The following is a 14,107-nucleotide window of genomic DNA, read 5'->3' on the forward strand; positions in this document are numbered from 1 at the left end:
ACGAGCTTTTTGGTGCTTTGGCGCCAGCCGGCAGCTACCACTGACACAAGGCTGGGGGCCTCGCCGACCTGGAGATCAGACATGCCTGAGTTCACAATCCCCGCCGACGATCCCAACCGCCAGCTGTCGATTGTCGATCCCGACGATCCGGCCCTCCAGCATCTGGCTATGGTGGGCGACACCTACACCATCCTGCTGTCCGGCGCCCAAACGGGCGGGCTGTTCTGCCTCATCGACATGATGGTCCCGCATGGCGGCGGCCCCGGTCCGCACCGGCATGATTTCGAGGAGACGTTTCATCTCCTGGAAGGCGAGATCGAATTCACCTTCCGTGGCCAAAAAAGCTTGGCCAAGGCGGGCATGACGGTGAACATCCCCGCCAACGCACCGCATTCCTTCAGGAACGTCTCGGGCGCGGACGTGCGTATGCTGTGCCTGTGCGCGCCCGCCGGCCAGGAGGAATTTTTCGCCAGGGTCGGCACGCCGGTGGCGAGCCGCACCGCGCAGGCGCCGAAGCTCGACCCGGCGGCATTCAGCGCCTTCCTCGCCAAGGCGGCGGCACTCGCGCCGCAATTCCGCACCGAGCTCCTCAAGCCATAACCGGGACAGCCTGCCATGAGCGAGGAAATCCATCCCGAGGACGAGCACGACCGGGCCGTCATGCGGGCAACGCGCGAAATGCTGGCGACCTTGCCGCCGCTGGAATTCGCACCGGCTGCCCGGCCGGCCTTCGAAGCGCTCATGGAACAGACCCCGGCCGCCGAAGGCGTCGGCTTCGAGGCCGGCACGGTCGGCGCGGTTCCCGGCTGGTGGTGCCGGCCAAAGGCCGCTGCCACCGGCGCTGTGATCCTCTATCTTCATGGCGGCGCCTATGTGCTAGGCTCCGCTTTCGGTCACCGCAACTTCGTCAGCCAGATCGTGCAGCGGGCCGGCGCGCCGGCCTTCATTCCCGACTACCGGCTGGCGCCGGAGCACGCTTTTCCAGCCGCGGTCGACGATGCGCTGGCCGTGTTCGCTGGCCTTTGCGACATGGGCCACGAGGCGATCGCGCTTGCCGGCGACTCGGCCGGCGGTGGCCTTGCCCTGTCGTTGCTGGCGCTGGTGGCGGCCACGGCCAGAAGGGGAACCGGCATCATGCCGCGCTGCGCGGTGCTGATATCGCCATGGACTGATCTTGCCCTCACCGGCGGCTCGATGCTGACGAGAGCGGATGCCGATCCGCTGGTGAAACGCGCCGAGCTGAAAAAGGCGGCCGACCTCTATCTCAAGGGCGCCGCCCCCACCGACCCGCGCGCCTCGCCGCTCTATCAGCCCCTGGGCGGACTGCCGCCGCTGCTTATCCATGTCGGCCACGACGAAATCCTGCTCGACGATTCGCGCCGCGTCGCCGAGGCGATTTCGAGTGCCGGCGGCGAGGTTGCGCTGCATGTCTGGGAGGGCATGACGCATGTCTTCCCCTCCAACCCCGCCGAATTGCGCGCCGCGCGCGAAGCCGTCGACATGGCCGGAGCATTCATCCGGCGGCATCTCTAGGGGCAAAGCACAATCACACTGAGCGACCGAGTTCGATCTCACAGCGGACGTTGATAGTAATTTCGCGGCTGATTAATCTAACAGAATTTGTTAGAAAGCTTCGGGAGCCGGAAATGATAAAAAAAATCGCCTCCTTGTTATTCGGTCTTTCGTCTGTCTGGCAACCTCTCGGTGCTGAGGCCAGCCAAGCAACCTCCGCAAATAGCGATCGTTGGATGATCTTTGAGCGCGTAGCCTCTGATGGCAAGCCGCTCGTGGTTATTGCCAGAACGGGCAATGCCGATGCGCGGAGACTGCTGCTCAACGGGCGCGCGACCGTGGTGACTTGCCGGACCGATCCCGCGAACGTGAATGACCGGGGCATGCCAGGAGGTACAGAGCGCCTTTACGCCATCGAAGACAAACTCAACGACGAGCCGGCGGTACTGGCAGCGGGCGCTATCCATGTCGCGAGCGTAACGGGTCAAGGCCAGCGCCGCATGTTCATTGTGCACCGTGACCCGCTGGATTTGTCATGGCTGCTTCGATCGGACCCAATACAGGGCTTTTCCTGCGATGCATCGGACGTGCAGGACCGCCAAGCACTAATCCAGCTCATAACACCATCTTTGCTCGAGACCCAATTGAACGGCGATCAAAGCGTTATCGCCAGTCTGCAGAAGCACGGCGACGATGGGCGCGCGCCGAGGAAGACGGATTTCTGGTTCTACGGGCAGCGTGAATCTCTCGAGTCGCTTTTTGGCGACCTCGAAGTCCACGGTTTTTCGGTCGACCATTGGCTAAGTGGTCCGACCGGCGTCGTCCTTTCACGTAAAATGCCGGTCGACCTGGAGGCGTTCCAAGAGCTGACACCTGTTATTGTCGATGCGGTAGAGAAATCCAAGGTCGATTATGATGGTTGGGAAACGATGGTCGTTTCTCAGACTTCGACCTCGACGGATGGCCGCAAGGGTCATTAGCGATCCGTGCGGAGGTCTGCAATCCACCCATCTCGGCCCTTTGCCGCACCCGGATGATCGAGTTTCGACGCCAGTGCAGGTCACCCAAAAGCAGCCACGGTCTCGGGACAAGGACATGCATCGGACAAAAGCCCGAAGCCCATTCTTGATTCCATAAAAATTCGCTCCGCAATGTCGAATTGGCCGCGGCTCGGACGTCCTCGGGACGCAACCGGAATTGCCGGACGGTGTCGAAAGATCGATGCTTCTCCCGGCAAGGGAGAAGAAACATGAACCTGTCCTATCGCTGGGTCATCGTCGCGGCCGGCGCGCTGATGTCCTGCGTCGCCATCGGCACGATGTTTTCGCTGGCGATCTTCCTCGAGCCGATGGCGCTGGACACGCAATGGTCGCGCGCCGGCATTTCGAGCGCCATGACGCTGAACTTCCTCGTCATGGGTCTTGGCGGCTTCGCGTGGGGCGCCCTGTCCGACCGCTTCGGCGCCCGCATCGTCGTCACCATCGGCGCGGTGCTGCTCGGGCTGGCGCTGGTGCTGGCCAGCGGCGCCAGTTCGCTCCTTGCGTTCCAGATTACCTATGGCGTGCTGGTCGGGCTTGCGGCCAGCGCCTTCTTCGCGCCGATGATCGCGCTGACCACCGGCTGGTTCGATACCCATCGCGGCCTTGCCGTGTCGCTGGTCTCGGCCGGCATGGGCGTGGCGCCGATGACCATCTCGCCCTTCGCCCGCTGGCTGATCTCGGCCTATGACTGGCGCACCGCCATGTTCGACATCGGCATCATGGCCTGGGTGCTGCTGTTGCCCGCCGTCCTCCTGGTGCGCCAGCCGCCCTCGCCAGCGACGACCGATGTAGCAGCCATGCCCGTGGCCGAGGGCACCGGCATGAGCGTCGGCCAGGCGCTGCGCTCGCCGCAATTCATCGTGCTCGGCCTGACCTTCTTTGCCTGTTGCGCGGCGCATTCCGGCCCGATCTTCCACATGGTCAGCTACGCCATGCTGTGCGGCGTAGCCCCCATGGCGGCCGTCTCGATCTACAGCGTCGAGGGCCTGGCCGGCCTCGGCGGCCGCCTGCTCTACGGCGTGCTGGCCGACCGGCTCGGCGTCAAGCCGGTGCTGGTCGCCGGCCTCGCCATCCAGGCGATCGTCATTGCCGCCTATCTCTCGATCAGCCAGCTCGATCAGTTCTATATGCTCGCCGTGATCTTCGGCGCCACCTATGGCGGCGTCATGCCGCTCTACGCGGTGCTGGCGCGTGAATATTTCGGCCAGCGCATCCTCGGCACCGTCTTCGGCGCCGCCACCATGCTGTCCAGCCTCGGCATGGCGCTGGGTCCGCTCGCCGGCGGCATGATCTTCGACGCCTATGCCAGCTACCACTGGCTGTTCATCGGCTCGGCCCTTATCGGCCTGGGCGCGGCGGGCATAGCGATCGCCTTCCCGCCTCTGCCGCGCCGGCAATTGCAGGCGGCCTGACAGGCGGTGCGGAAACAACGCGGCGCGGGCCACGGCCCGCGCTTGGTCAAGCCGATTTGAGGACGGTGAACGGGCGCTTCTGAAGCGGCCGCTTCGCCTGGAAAATCTCGGCGGGAACAGGACGCCCGACGCGAAAACCCTGGATCTTGTCGATGCCGAACTCGCGCATGAGGGCCATCTGCTCGTCGGTCTCCACGCCTTCGACCAGGATCTTGTGGCCGCGATTGCGCACCAGCGCGATGATGTCCTGGAGCATCGCCTTGCCGTTCGGCGTGGAGCAGTCGTGAAGGAACGAGCGGTCGATCTTGACCGTGTCGAAATCGATCAGGCGAAGCCAGGAAAGGCCGGCAAAGCCGGTGCCGAAATCATCGAGCCAGATCTTGATGCCCAAGAGCTTCAGGTCGCTGATGCAGCGCAGGATGTCGGAGTGCATCTCCATCTCCAGCCCTTCGGTGATTTCGAAGGCCAGCCGGTTGCCGGTCACGCCGGTTTCGCCCAGGATGGTCGCTACCGACGCCGCGAAGCCGGGTGTCTTGAGCTGGATCGGCGAGACGTTGACGCTGACAAGGCGGATGTGATCGTCGGCCAGGAGTTCCGTGCACACCGTCCTTATCGCCCAGCGGCCGAGCTCCAGGATGGCGCCGGTCCGCTCCGCCACGGGGATGAAGATGCTGGGCGGTACCAGCGTGCCGTCGAGCATCTTGAGGCGCATCAGCGCCTCCACCGCTTCCACCTTGCCCGATCCGATATCCTGGATCGGCTGGTAGACGAGCGAAACGAGATCCTGGCCGATCGCGATCTTGAGCAGGGCCGCGAGGTTCTCGCTCTCGTCGCTGCTCTGCGGATCCGTCGGGTCGAACAGCCGGGCGCAGTTGCGGCCGCCGGCCTTTGCCAGATAGAGCGCGCGGTCGGCCTCGTGGATGATTTTTTCCAGCTTGGCGCCGGTCTGCTTCCTGGTGAAGGCGGCGCCCACGCTCGCCGTCACGATCGAGATGCCGTCCCGCCGCAATTCGTGGGCGATCGCCAGGCTCTCGACGGCGCGGCAGATCGCTTCCGCGAGTTCGGCCACCTGTCCCTTCTTGTCGAGACGCGCCAGGACAATGAATTCCTCGCCGCCATAGCGGCCGATCGAGCCGTCATACTGCCTGATCAGGTCGCTCAGCGCATTGCCGACCTGGATCAGGCAACGGTCGCCTTCCTGGTGGCCGTAGCAGTCGTTGAACTTCTTGAAGAAATCCACGTCGATGAGAACAGCCACGAAACCGGCGCCAAGCTTCTGCCAGTCATTCCAGTGATCGCGCAGCTTCTCGTCGATCGCCCGCCGGTTTTCCAGGCCCGTAAGCGGATCGGTCCGCGACAGCCGCAGCAGGGCTTTGCCGCGTTCGGTGGCCTCCTTGTGCTGGATTCTGGCTTCCAGCGCGTTGAGGAAAACGTTGTAGCGCTCCTCGTTCAGCTTCCAGTTCACATAGGACGTGAAGGTGAAGCACGAGACGTAGAACGTTCCGAAGACCATTTTGTACGTCAGCGTGGCCGGCACGAAGTAGTTTACGACATACAATATGCACAAAATTATAGTTGATGTGATGATGGATGTTCTGAAACTGAACGTGAAAAAGAGATTGGCGCTCATCATGAATATGGTGCCGAACACCATATAATAGGCGACGCTTTCCTTGTCGGCGCCCATCGAGGCCGGCAACAGCCATCCGACATAGCCGAAGATGATGGCCGCCGCGCAGGTCACGTCGAGCCAGCCGGTTCCGGCCCCCCGCCGGAGCTGGACTTCCAGGGTCAGCAGCGCGGTCAGGCCGACCGCGAAGCGCGCCGCGATCGTATAGGCCGCCACATCGGGGATGAGCAGCAGGTCGCTCGCCGAAAACAGGACATAGATGGCAACGGCGATCCAAAGCCCTGGCCTGGCTTCCTTTCTTCGCTTCGCCTGGGATTCCCTGAGGTAAAGGACGCGCAGTTCCTCGGCCCCAGGCTCGTGGCGCGATTCGTAAGGCTCGACCTGCGTCATGTCAGCCAATCCGGGCGACACGCGTTCGCTCACCACGAACCCCGGCTGAAGGGCGTTTTGCGTTCCAAACCCATTTCCTGCTTCTGACCCCACGCGGGCCGACTCCTTGAACGCGGCGGCGACTGCAACGCCGGACGAATAAATGCGACCGAGCGAAACAAGTTTCAGTTAACTCGAGCCCGAAATTCAGTATGCAAGGTTTCTAATGAATTAAGATGGTTGCAGCGAAATTAATCATATTGATAAAATGCGACCGAACCGACATTGGCAAATCAAGCATTCTACGCGATAAGTTAACCCGCTGTTAACTGTGGAGTCTTGGTGTGCAAACTGTCTTTGACGGCCAAAGTCTGATCACCGCCGAAATGCTCGCCGGCGGCCTGCGTCGAGGCAACGCGGAGCGTCATGGCGCCGCGTTCGAAACCGCCCGCGCGGAACTGGCGCTCGTCCTTCTCACGACACAGCAGCAGATCGAACAGGCAAAAAACCCCGCCGAGATCATTCGCCGCCTGATGTCGCATCTGGAGGGCATGCATGCCAGGCTTCATCCTGACGTCTGGCAGGCCCTGATACCGGTGGCGCAAAACCATCCGATCATGAAGTATTTTCTGGAAGACCCGCTCACGCGCTGGTCCTTCACCAAGCCCAGGGGCTATTCCGGCGACGCGCAATTGCTCGATTATATCTATTGCGATCCGCATGTGGCCGAAGACGTGGCGAACGCCTCCGATCTCGGCAAGGCGCTCTACAGCTACACCCAGAACGTTCCGTCATGCGTGGCGGCGCGGGAACGGCGCGATCTGCTGACCCGCTATGTCGACGAGGCCGCCGAGAAAGGCGGAGCGGAGACGGAAGTCCTGGCGATCGCGGCCGGCCACCTGCGCGAGGCGAACCGGTCTGCCGCGCTGGCGCAAGGCCGCCTCAAGCGCTGGGTGGCGCTCGACCAGGACCCGCTGAGCGTCGGCCTGATCGCTCGCGACTTCCAGGGAACCGCGGTCGAGGCCGTCGACGGCTCGGTGCGCACGGTGCTGGCGCGAGGCCACAAGCTCGGCAAGTTCGACCTGATCTACGCCTCGGGCCTCTATGACTACCTCCAGCACAATGTCGCCGTGAAGCTCACCAAGACCTGCCTGCAGATGCTGAAGCCGAACGGGACATTCCTGTTCGCCAACTATGCCGAGGGCAATCCCGACGCCGGCTACCGCGAGACCTTCATGGACTGGGTGCTGCTGCTGCGCTCGGAAGTCGACATGTGGAACATCATCAACGCCAGCGTCGACCGCAACGCCGTCGAGGCGCAGGTGTATTTCGGCGAGAACCGCAACGTGCTCTACGCCGTGATCGAAAAGCGGGGATAGCAGCCGCCAGGGGCGCTCACGTCGGACCGATCCACCTTGAGCGCCCAGGCGCTCGAGGTTTGGCCGACTTCGGTCACCCGAAAATCCGCTCGCCCTGTTCGTCCACCAGCTGGATGCCCTTCTTGATCGAGATGTCGACGGCGTCGTCGAGCCCGGCGAAGCGGTCGGCGCGGATGAATTTGTGCTCCTTCACCACGCCGTCGATCTCCTTGGAGACGATGCCGCAGGTCTGGTATTGGCCCTCGGCCTTGTAAGGCGTGGCGCTGATGGTGAACCCCTTGTGCTCGACCTGCTTGGCGGGCGCCGCACTGCCGGGCTCGGCGGCTTCACCGCCGCCACCGCCGCCACCGAAAAGACGCTTCAAAAAAGACATGGCTCAAATCTCCCTGTTCGCCCTGCGCTCGCGGCTTGCCTTGTGCCGCGCGCGATTCACGGCGCTGTCGTCCCAGCATGCGCGAATGTGCCGCCGCGTTCCAGCCCCCTGATGAAGACGGCGACCAGCAGTTCGACCTGCCGTCCGATCTCGTCGGCCTGGCGGCGCAGCGAGCGCGCCGCATAACCACTAGTGACGATGCCGTGCACGCTTGACCAGAGCGTGCGCGCGGCGGTCTGGCGCGTCTCCTCGTCAATGTCGAAATTGCCCTCGGCAAGCACGGCGGCAATGATTTCGAACAACTGATCGAGCCGCGACTCATAGGCGTCCGGCTCGCTCAGCACCGGGCGCCGCCGGTTGAAGGCCAGCAGCGCCGGCCAGCTGCCGGGATGGGCTTCGACGAAGCCGATATAGGCGCCGGCCAGCGCCAGCAGGCGCTGGCGCACATCGGTGACGCCGCGTCGGGCAAGATCGGCCATGGCCGCCGCACCGGCCGCGCCCAGCCGGTCGAGCAGCCGCATGTTGACGGCGCGGTGCACGCCGTCGAGGTCGGCGAACAGATTGTAGATCGAGCCGACCGAGATCCCCGCCTGCTCGGCGATGGTGCGGGCCTTCAGATTATCCATGCCGCCCTCGTTGATGAGCGCCTCGGCGATGGCGAGCACGCGCTCGCTCGTCTCTTCCTTGTCCAGTGCCATGCTTGTTCCCGCGACTGCTTGCTCCTTCCCGAGGCCCGCTTTCACGAACCCTGGGACCTCGTCTCTTTACCATGCCCAGAAAATCGTGAACAGCGTTCAAAATCCATATTGAACAATGTTCATTTCGTGATATGTTGGCTTCGTGAACATCGTTCACACAGAAAAGTTCGAAGGGAGAAGACCATGCTTAGCCTGATCAGAACATTGCTCGACGGCGCCAGCGCGCGGGCCGAGGACGGCCTCAAGGATCGCTTTGCCATCGACCTTCTGGCGCAGCGTATCCGCGACGCCGAGGCCGGACTTGCCGCCGCCAAGCAGACACTTGCCAGCCTGATCGTGCGCCAGCGCGCCGAACAGGCCAGCCTCGACCAGCTCGACCGCCGTCACGCCGACCTGGAAAGCCGCACGCTGAGCGCGCTCGCCGCCGGCAATAACGGGCTTGCCGAAAGCGGCGCAGCGGCCATCGCCGAACTGGAGAATGAACGAGAGGTCCGCCGCGCCACGGTGCAGAGTCTCGGCGAGAAGACGTTGCGCATGCGGGTTTCGGTGGAGCGGGCACACCGCCGCATCATCGACCTGAACCAGGGCATGATCTCGGCCCGCGCCATCGATGCCGAGCGCAAGGCGCAGTCACGGCTGGTCAGGTCGATCGGCCATTCGGCGAGCATCAACGACGCCGAAGAGCTGCTCGCCCGCATCAAGGGAGCCGCCGACCCGTTCGAGGAGGCCGGCATCCTCGACGAGATCGATGGCGAGTTGCGTCACGAGGCGATCCGCGACCGCCTGGCCGATGCCGGGCACGGTCCGGCGGTGAAAATCCGCGCCAAGGACGTGCTCGAGCGCCTGAAGACCATCAACTGAAGACATCCAGATCCGATTTCCATCCATCCATCAATCGTCAGATCAACGGAGAACTCCAATGAACGGCAATCAGACCTACATCATGTTCAACGCCATCTCGGTGGGCGCGGCCTATTTCATGCTCGGCCTGTCGCTGTGGCTGGCGCCCGTCGACCTCTCGACCAAGGGCTATTGGGCCATGGGCGTCCTGCTGCTCACCGGCAGCCTGGTGAACCTGGTCAAGTACCGCACAGACGAGCGCATCGCGGCCGAGACAACAGCCAAGATCGAAAGGGCTCGCAACGAGAAGCTGATCAGCGAGTATGTCGGCAAGGAATGATGCGTCGCGGACAACTCGGTTCCTCGCCCCCATGAAAATGGGGGAGAGGTGGCTCGGCGAAGCCGAGACGGAGAGGGGGAATGGCTCGACGCCGACCAAGTTACAAACCCGTCCGCCCTACGAAGCCCCCCTCTCCGTCCGCTTCGCGGCCACCTCTCCCCCGCCTTAGGCGGGGGCGAGGAACTCCGAGTTCCGACGAGGTCAGCGATGCGACAGCGCTTCCAGCGCGTCGGCCGCGGCTTCGAGGATGCTCATGGCTTCGGCCTGCTTGTCCTCGGGCGCGTCGACGATGTCGCTCAGCGCCGAGCGCCGCCGGTCGCGGCTGGCGCGGAATCCGTCGCGCGTCTCCGAGCGCCCGCCACGGCCGCCGCCGCGCCCGCCACGGCGATCCTCGCCATCGTCGTTCCAGCCGAACCAGTCGCGCGCCTTGGCCATCTTGCGGCCGAAGCGTTCGAGATGTTCCAGCACGCCGTCGATCATCTCGCGGTTCTCGGTCAGATGCGCCTGCCCTGCCTCGGTGATCGAGAACACCTTCTTGTTGCCCTCGCTCGACGAGACGGCATAGCCGGCCTCTTCCAGGAAGGTCAGTGTCGGGTAGACGACGCCCGGGCTCGGGCTGTAGATGCCGCTGGTGCGCTCTTCCAGCGCCTTGATGATGTCGTAGCCGTGGCGCGGGGCCTCGGCCAGCAGCGACAGCGTGATCAGCTTGAGGTCGCCGTCGGCCAGCATGCGCCCGGCGCGGAAGAAGTCGCCCGGGCCGCCGCGCCCGCCGCCCCTGCCCCCGAACGGCCCGAAGCCGCCGCCACCGCCACGGCCACCGAACTTGCCGGCCATGTGCATGAACATGCGCTCGGCGCGATCGCCGAAATGATTGCCAAACTTGTGATTGTGCATTGATTGCTCCTTGAGTTGTATCTTACGATATATCTTAATTAGGCGCGCCCCTCTCCGGAGTCAAGATATATCTTACGATGTATCTGAATGAAGGCCAACCGGCATCGCATCAGCGAAGGTCGGCCCGCGGCGTAGACAGAGGAAGCGCGAAACGGGTAGCGGGCTACCAGCGGCCGTTGCGCCGGTTCCAGGCGTAGAGCAGGTCGGCGAACCGGTCATAGGCAAGGCGCGTCAGCGGCAGGGCCAGCCGGTTGCCGAACAGTGTCGCCAGCCAGCCCTCGCCCGGCGTCGCCTTCCAAACAGCGATGGCGACATCGGCGCCGACCAGCAGCCGGCCATCCGCGTCGGTGGCATGCAGCCGGCGTCGGATATCCTCCAGGGAAGCGCCGTGTCGCGCCAATGCGTCCGGCTCAGGATTGATGTCGCGGAACTCGATGCGTCCGGCCTTGACCGCCGCGATCAGCCGCCGCTTCTGCCGGGTAATACCCGCATCGCAGACCGGGCAGCGCGTGTTGTACCAGACGGTGAGCGCCGGGCCGGCCATCGGTCAGCCGTGACCGTGCCGGTGGTGCAGGTCCGGATAGTGCGGATGCTTGTGGCGCATCGGCTCATGCCGGTGCCAGTGCGAATGCGGCTCGCTGACAGGCCCGTCATGATGATGCTGGTGATGCTCGTCATGCACATGGCTGTGTTCATGCTCCATCGCCTCATGGTCGTGCGCGTGATCGTGGCGTTCCGACAGATGCAGCCAAAGGCCGACGCCCATCAGCAGTCCGGCAATGCCGAGCTTTAGCGTAAATTCATCGCCCAGCAGCAGGATCGCCAGCAGCGCGCCGATGAAGGGCGCCAGCGAGTAATACGCTCCGGTGCGGGCGGTGCCGAGATGGCGCAGCGCCAGGATGAACATGACAAGGCTCACCCCGATGCCGAAGAAACCGACCGCGGCGGTGGCAAGGATGGTGCCCGCGCCCGGCAGCGACGCGCCGGAAGCGAAGGCCAGCCCGACATTGACGGTGCCCGCCACCAACCCCTTCAGCATGGCGATGGCCACCGGGTCAGCCGCCGAAATCTTGCGGGTAAAATTATTGTCGAGCCCCCAGGCAAGGCAGGCGCCGGCGACGAGCAGCGCCCCGAGATTGAAGGCGATGCCCTGGCCCTCCCACGACAGCAGCAGCGCGCCCACCAGAATGGCGAAGGCTCCGAACAGCAGCCGCCGGTCGACATTCTCGCGATAGACCAGCCAGGCGATCGCCATGGTCGCGAGACCCTCCAGATTGAGCAGCAGGGCGGAACTGGACGCCGTGTTGAGGGTAAGGCCGAACATCAGGAGAACCGGCCCGACGATACCGCCCATGCCGATCGCCAGCGCCAGCCACGGAATATCGCCTGCGGCCAGCCGCGCCTCGCCGGCATCGCCTTGCCCGCCGCGCGACAGCCGGTAGAGCGCCAGACCGATGCCGGCGCCGAGATACAGCAATCCCGCCAGCATGAACGGATCGACACGGTCGAGCAGCAGCTTGGACAATGGCGGCGTGGCGCCGAACAAGGCCGCCGAACCGAGGGCGAGCGGCACGCCGGGCCACAGATGTGAATGGGAATGCTCTTCGGACATGGCTCACCCTACCACGCCGCTACGTCATGTCATCGGCCGGCAGGTCGACCCTGGCAGCTATCGAATGACCATCCCAGGCGTCACTTGCGGCGCATGGCGGCCTTCGGCCCGATGCATTTGTTGTCGCGAAACAGCGCCCACTCCTCGCACAGCCGGCCGTTGGGCAGCCGGCAGAACCCGTACTCATTGCCGGCCTTGTCCTTCCGGACCACGAAACGTCCGCCGATCTCCCCGCAATGAACCGACGCCGGATTGGCCAGGCCGATCGGTTTTTGCGGGGCCGCGCCCGCATCGAACGGTACCAGCGATATCAAGGCAAGGCTCGCGATCAGCATCGAGATTCTGTTCATCGGCATCTCCTCGACCGCAGTCTGTCACAGCAAGGCACACTGTCTCACGACAAAGCTGCCGGGCCTAGACCCGAACCATCGACGGCAGTGGCACGAGCCGGTTTGAAAACCCGCCCGGTTGCGGCAATCTGCGCCGAACGCGATCAAGCCATTGGGAGGAGTTCATGCGCGAGAGGACAGATCTGCCGCCAGAACATATCGAAATCCCGGCGGCATGGATCGGCCGGGATATGGCCGGGAATCCCCAACAATGGCTGGTCGAACTCGACACACCGGATATTGCGGAGCTTGAGACGGCGGCTACCGGCTTTCTTGCCCGCTCCAGGGACATAGGCAGTTTGACCAGGGCTGACTTCCCCCTTCCCCGGCTTGCCGGCCATCTTGCCGCTCTTCGCGAAAAGCTGATCCTAGGCATCGGGTTCGAGGTGCTTCGCGGCCTGCCGGTCGAAAGATATTCCGCCGAGATGGCCGCCACGATCTTCTGCGGCATCGGCGCCCATCTGGGAAGCGCGCGCTCCCAGAATGCCCTTGGACACATACTCGGCCATGTCCGCGACACCGGCGCCGACGCCAGGGACGCCACGACGCGCATCTACCAGACGGCGGAGCGACAGACATTTCACACCGATTCCGCCGATGTCGTCGGCCTGCTCTGCCTGCGCGACGCCATGCAGGGCGGTGAGTCTCTCTTGGTGAGCACGGTGACGATCTATAACGAGATGCGCAGGCGGCGGCCCGATCTCGTCCGGCTGCTGTTTGATCCCATTGCCACCGACCGGCGCGGCGAAATACCGGAGGGCGAAAAACCCTATTTCGAAATCCCCGTCCTCAACTGGCACGCCGGACTGCTGACCGGCATCTATCAGCGCCAGTATATCGACAGCGCCCAGCGCTTCCCGGGCGCCATGCGGCTCACTGCGGCGCATGTCGAAGCGCTGGATCTCTTCGATCATCTTGCCAACGATCCGGAACTGAACCTGTCGATGCGGCTGCGGCCGGGCGACATGCAGTTCGTCTACAATCATTCGCTGCTGCACGACCGCATGCGGTTTCGCGACTGGCCGGAGCCGGACAAGCGGCGCCACATGCTGCGCCTGTGGCTGTCTGTCCCCGGCGATCGTCCACTGCCGGAGTGCTTCAAGCAGCGCTATGGCTCGATAGAGGTCGGCGATCGGGGCGGCATCATCGTCAAGGGAACGCGGCTGAATGTAGCGCTATAGTGCAGGCTCTGGAAAAGGTCCTCACCACATGACCGAGGCATGAAACGAAAAAGGGCGCCATCAGGCGCCCTTTTCTCTTCGCGATGGAAAAACTCAGCTGTCCAGGAAGCTGCGCAGCTTGCGCGAGCGGCTCGGGTGCTTGAGCTTGCGCAACGCCTTGGCCTCGATCTGGCGGATACGCTCGCGGGTGACCGAGAACTGCTGGCCGACTTCTTCCAGCGTGTGGTCGGTGTTCATGCCGATGCCGAAGCGCATGCGCAGCACACGCTCTTCGCGCGGCGTCAGCGAAGCCAGAACGCGCGTGGTGGTCTCGCGCAGATTGGCCTGGATTGCAGCGTCGATCGGCAGGATCGCCATCTTGTCCTCGATGAAGTCGCCCAGATGCGAATCTTCCTCGTCGCCGACCGGCGTTTCGAGCGAGAGCGGCTCTTTCGCGAT

Annotated in this window: 16 protein-coding genes; 8 read left to right on the plus strand and 8 right to left on the minus strand. The window is 63.9% G+C overall.

Annotation, left to right across the window (positions count from 1 at the left end; all coding sequences use genetic code 11):
* Positions 1 to 81 precede the first annotated feature (81 nt).
* The 4 genes from J0I79_RS21335 (at position 82) to J0I79_RS21350 (ending at position 3,964) form a co-directional block, all read left to right on the plus strand.
* The gene (locus tag J0I79_RS21335) at positions 82 to 600 is read left to right on the plus strand and encodes a cupin domain-containing protein (RefSeq protein ID WP_292863504.1); all 519 of its coding nucleotides are present in this window, start codon (positions 82 to 84) and stop codon (positions 598 to 600) included.
* 15 nt (positions 601 to 615) lie between these two features.
* Complete coding sequence (locus J0I79_RS21340; protein ID WP_292863507.1) at positions 616 to 1,533, plus strand: alpha/beta hydrolase; 918 nt, start codon at positions 616 to 618, stop codon at positions 1,531 to 1,533.
* A gap of 113 nt (positions 1,534 to 1,646) precedes the next feature.
* Complete coding sequence (locus tag J0I79_RS21345; protein WP_292863510.1) at positions 1,647 to 2,492, plus strand: ribonuclease E inhibitor RraB; 846 nt, start codon at positions 1,647 to 1,649, stop codon at positions 2,490 to 2,492.
* 269 nt (positions 2,493 to 2,761) lie between these two features.
* Positions 2,762 to 3,964 (plus strand): MFS transporter, encoded by a 1,203-nt coding sequence (locus J0I79_RS21350; protein WP_292863513.1) that lies wholly within the window; start codon positions 2,762 to 2,764, stop codon positions 3,962 to 3,964.
* A 46-nt stretch (positions 3,965 to 4,010) separates the two neighbouring features.
* On the opposite strand, the gene J0I79_RS21355 is transcribed toward J0I79_RS21350, so the two are convergent.
* Positions 4,011 to 5,984 carry a GGDEF domain-containing protein gene (locus J0I79_RS21355; RefSeq protein ID WP_292863552.1) on the minus strand — a complete coding sequence of 658 codons (1,974 nt, stop codon included), beginning with the start codon at positions 5,982 to 5,984 and terminating at the stop codon, positions 4,011 to 4,013.
* Positions 5,985 to 6,307: 323 nt separating this feature from the next.
* Here J0I79_RS21355 and J0I79_RS21360 point away from each other — a divergent pair, with 323 nt between their 5' ends.
* Positions 6,308 to 7,342, plus strand: coding sequence for a class I SAM-dependent methyltransferase (locus tag J0I79_RS21360; RefSeq protein WP_292863516.1), 1,035 nt, complete (start codon positions 6,308 to 6,310; stop codon positions 7,340 to 7,342).
* Between the two features lie 73 nt (positions 7,343 to 7,415).
* Here J0I79_RS21360 and J0I79_RS21365 read toward each other — a convergent pair whose 3' ends face one another.
* Positions 7,416 to 7,715, minus strand: a complete 300-nt coding sequence (locus tag J0I79_RS21365) for an HlyU family transcriptional regulator (RefSeq protein ID WP_292863519.1) — start codon at positions 7,713 to 7,715, stop codon at positions 7,416 to 7,418.
* Between the two features lie 56 nt (positions 7,716 to 7,771).
* Positions 7,772 to 8,413 (minus strand): TetR/AcrR family transcriptional regulator, encoded by a 642-nt coding sequence (locus J0I79_RS21370; protein ID WP_292863522.1) that lies wholly within the window; start codon positions 8,411 to 8,413, stop codon positions 7,772 to 7,774.
* 183 nt (positions 8,414 to 8,596) lie between these two features.
* On the opposite strand from J0I79_RS21370, the gene J0I79_RS21375 reads away from it, so the two are divergent.
* Positions 8,597 to 9,274 carry a PspA/IM30 family protein gene (locus J0I79_RS21375; RefSeq protein ID WP_292863525.1) on the plus strand — a complete coding sequence of 226 codons (678 nt, stop codon included), beginning with the start codon at positions 8,597 to 8,599 and terminating at the stop codon, positions 9,272 to 9,274.
* Positions 9,275 to 9,332: 58 nt separating this feature from the next.
* Positions 9,333 to 9,593: a YiaA/YiaB family inner membrane protein gene (locus J0I79_RS21380; RefSeq protein ID WP_292863528.1), complete on the plus strand. Its 261-nt coding sequence runs from the start codon at positions 9,333 to 9,335 to the stop codon at positions 9,591 to 9,593.
* 201 nt (positions 9,594 to 9,794) lie between these two features.
* On the opposite strand, the gene J0I79_RS21385 is transcribed toward J0I79_RS21380, so the two are convergent.
* The 4 genes from J0I79_RS21385 to J0I79_RS21400 all read right to left on the minus strand — a co-directional run bounded on the left by J0I79_RS21385 (position 9,795) and on the right by J0I79_RS21400 (position 12,449).
* Complete coding sequence (locus J0I79_RS21385) at positions 9,795 to 10,487, minus strand: PadR family transcriptional regulator (protein ID WP_292863531.1); 693 nt, start codon at positions 10,485 to 10,487, stop codon at positions 9,795 to 9,797.
* A 163-nt stretch (positions 10,488 to 10,650) separates the two neighbouring features.
* Entirely contained in the window at positions 10,651 to 11,031 is a 381-nt protein-coding gene (locus J0I79_RS21390; protein WP_292863534.1) for a DCC1-like thiol-disulfide oxidoreductase family protein, read from the minus strand.
* Positions 11,032 to 11,034: 3 nt separating this feature from the next.
* Positions 11,035 to 12,099, minus strand: a complete 1,065-nt coding sequence (locus tag J0I79_RS21395) for a DMT family transporter (RefSeq protein WP_292863537.1) — start codon at positions 12,097 to 12,099, stop codon at positions 11,035 to 11,037.
* A gap of 80 nt (positions 12,100 to 12,179) precedes the next feature.
* A complete protein-coding gene (locus J0I79_RS21400; protein WP_292863540.1) occupies positions 12,180 to 12,449 on the minus strand; it encodes a DUF333 domain-containing protein in 270 nt (89 codons plus the stop codon).
* A gap of 164 nt (positions 12,450 to 12,613) precedes the next feature.
* Here J0I79_RS21400 and J0I79_RS21405 point away from each other — a divergent pair, with 164 nt between their 5' ends.
* Positions 12,614 to 13,669: a TauD/TfdA family dioxygenase gene (locus J0I79_RS21405; RefSeq protein WP_292863543.1), complete on the plus strand. Its 1,056-nt coding sequence runs from the start codon at positions 12,614 to 12,616 to the stop codon at positions 13,667 to 13,669.
* A gap of 93 nt (positions 13,670 to 13,762) precedes the next feature.
* Here the strand turns inward: J0I79_RS21405 and J0I79_RS21410 are convergent.
* On the minus strand, positions 13,763 to 14,107 hold a 345-nt coding region (locus tag J0I79_RS21410; RefSeq protein WP_292863546.1), incomplete at its 5' end, for a sigma-70 family RNA polymerase sigma factor.

The organism is Mesorhizobium sp. (assembly GCF_017306585.1).
GTDB lineage: Bacteria > Pseudomonadota > Alphaproteobacteria > Rhizobiales > Rhizobiaceae > Mesorhizobium.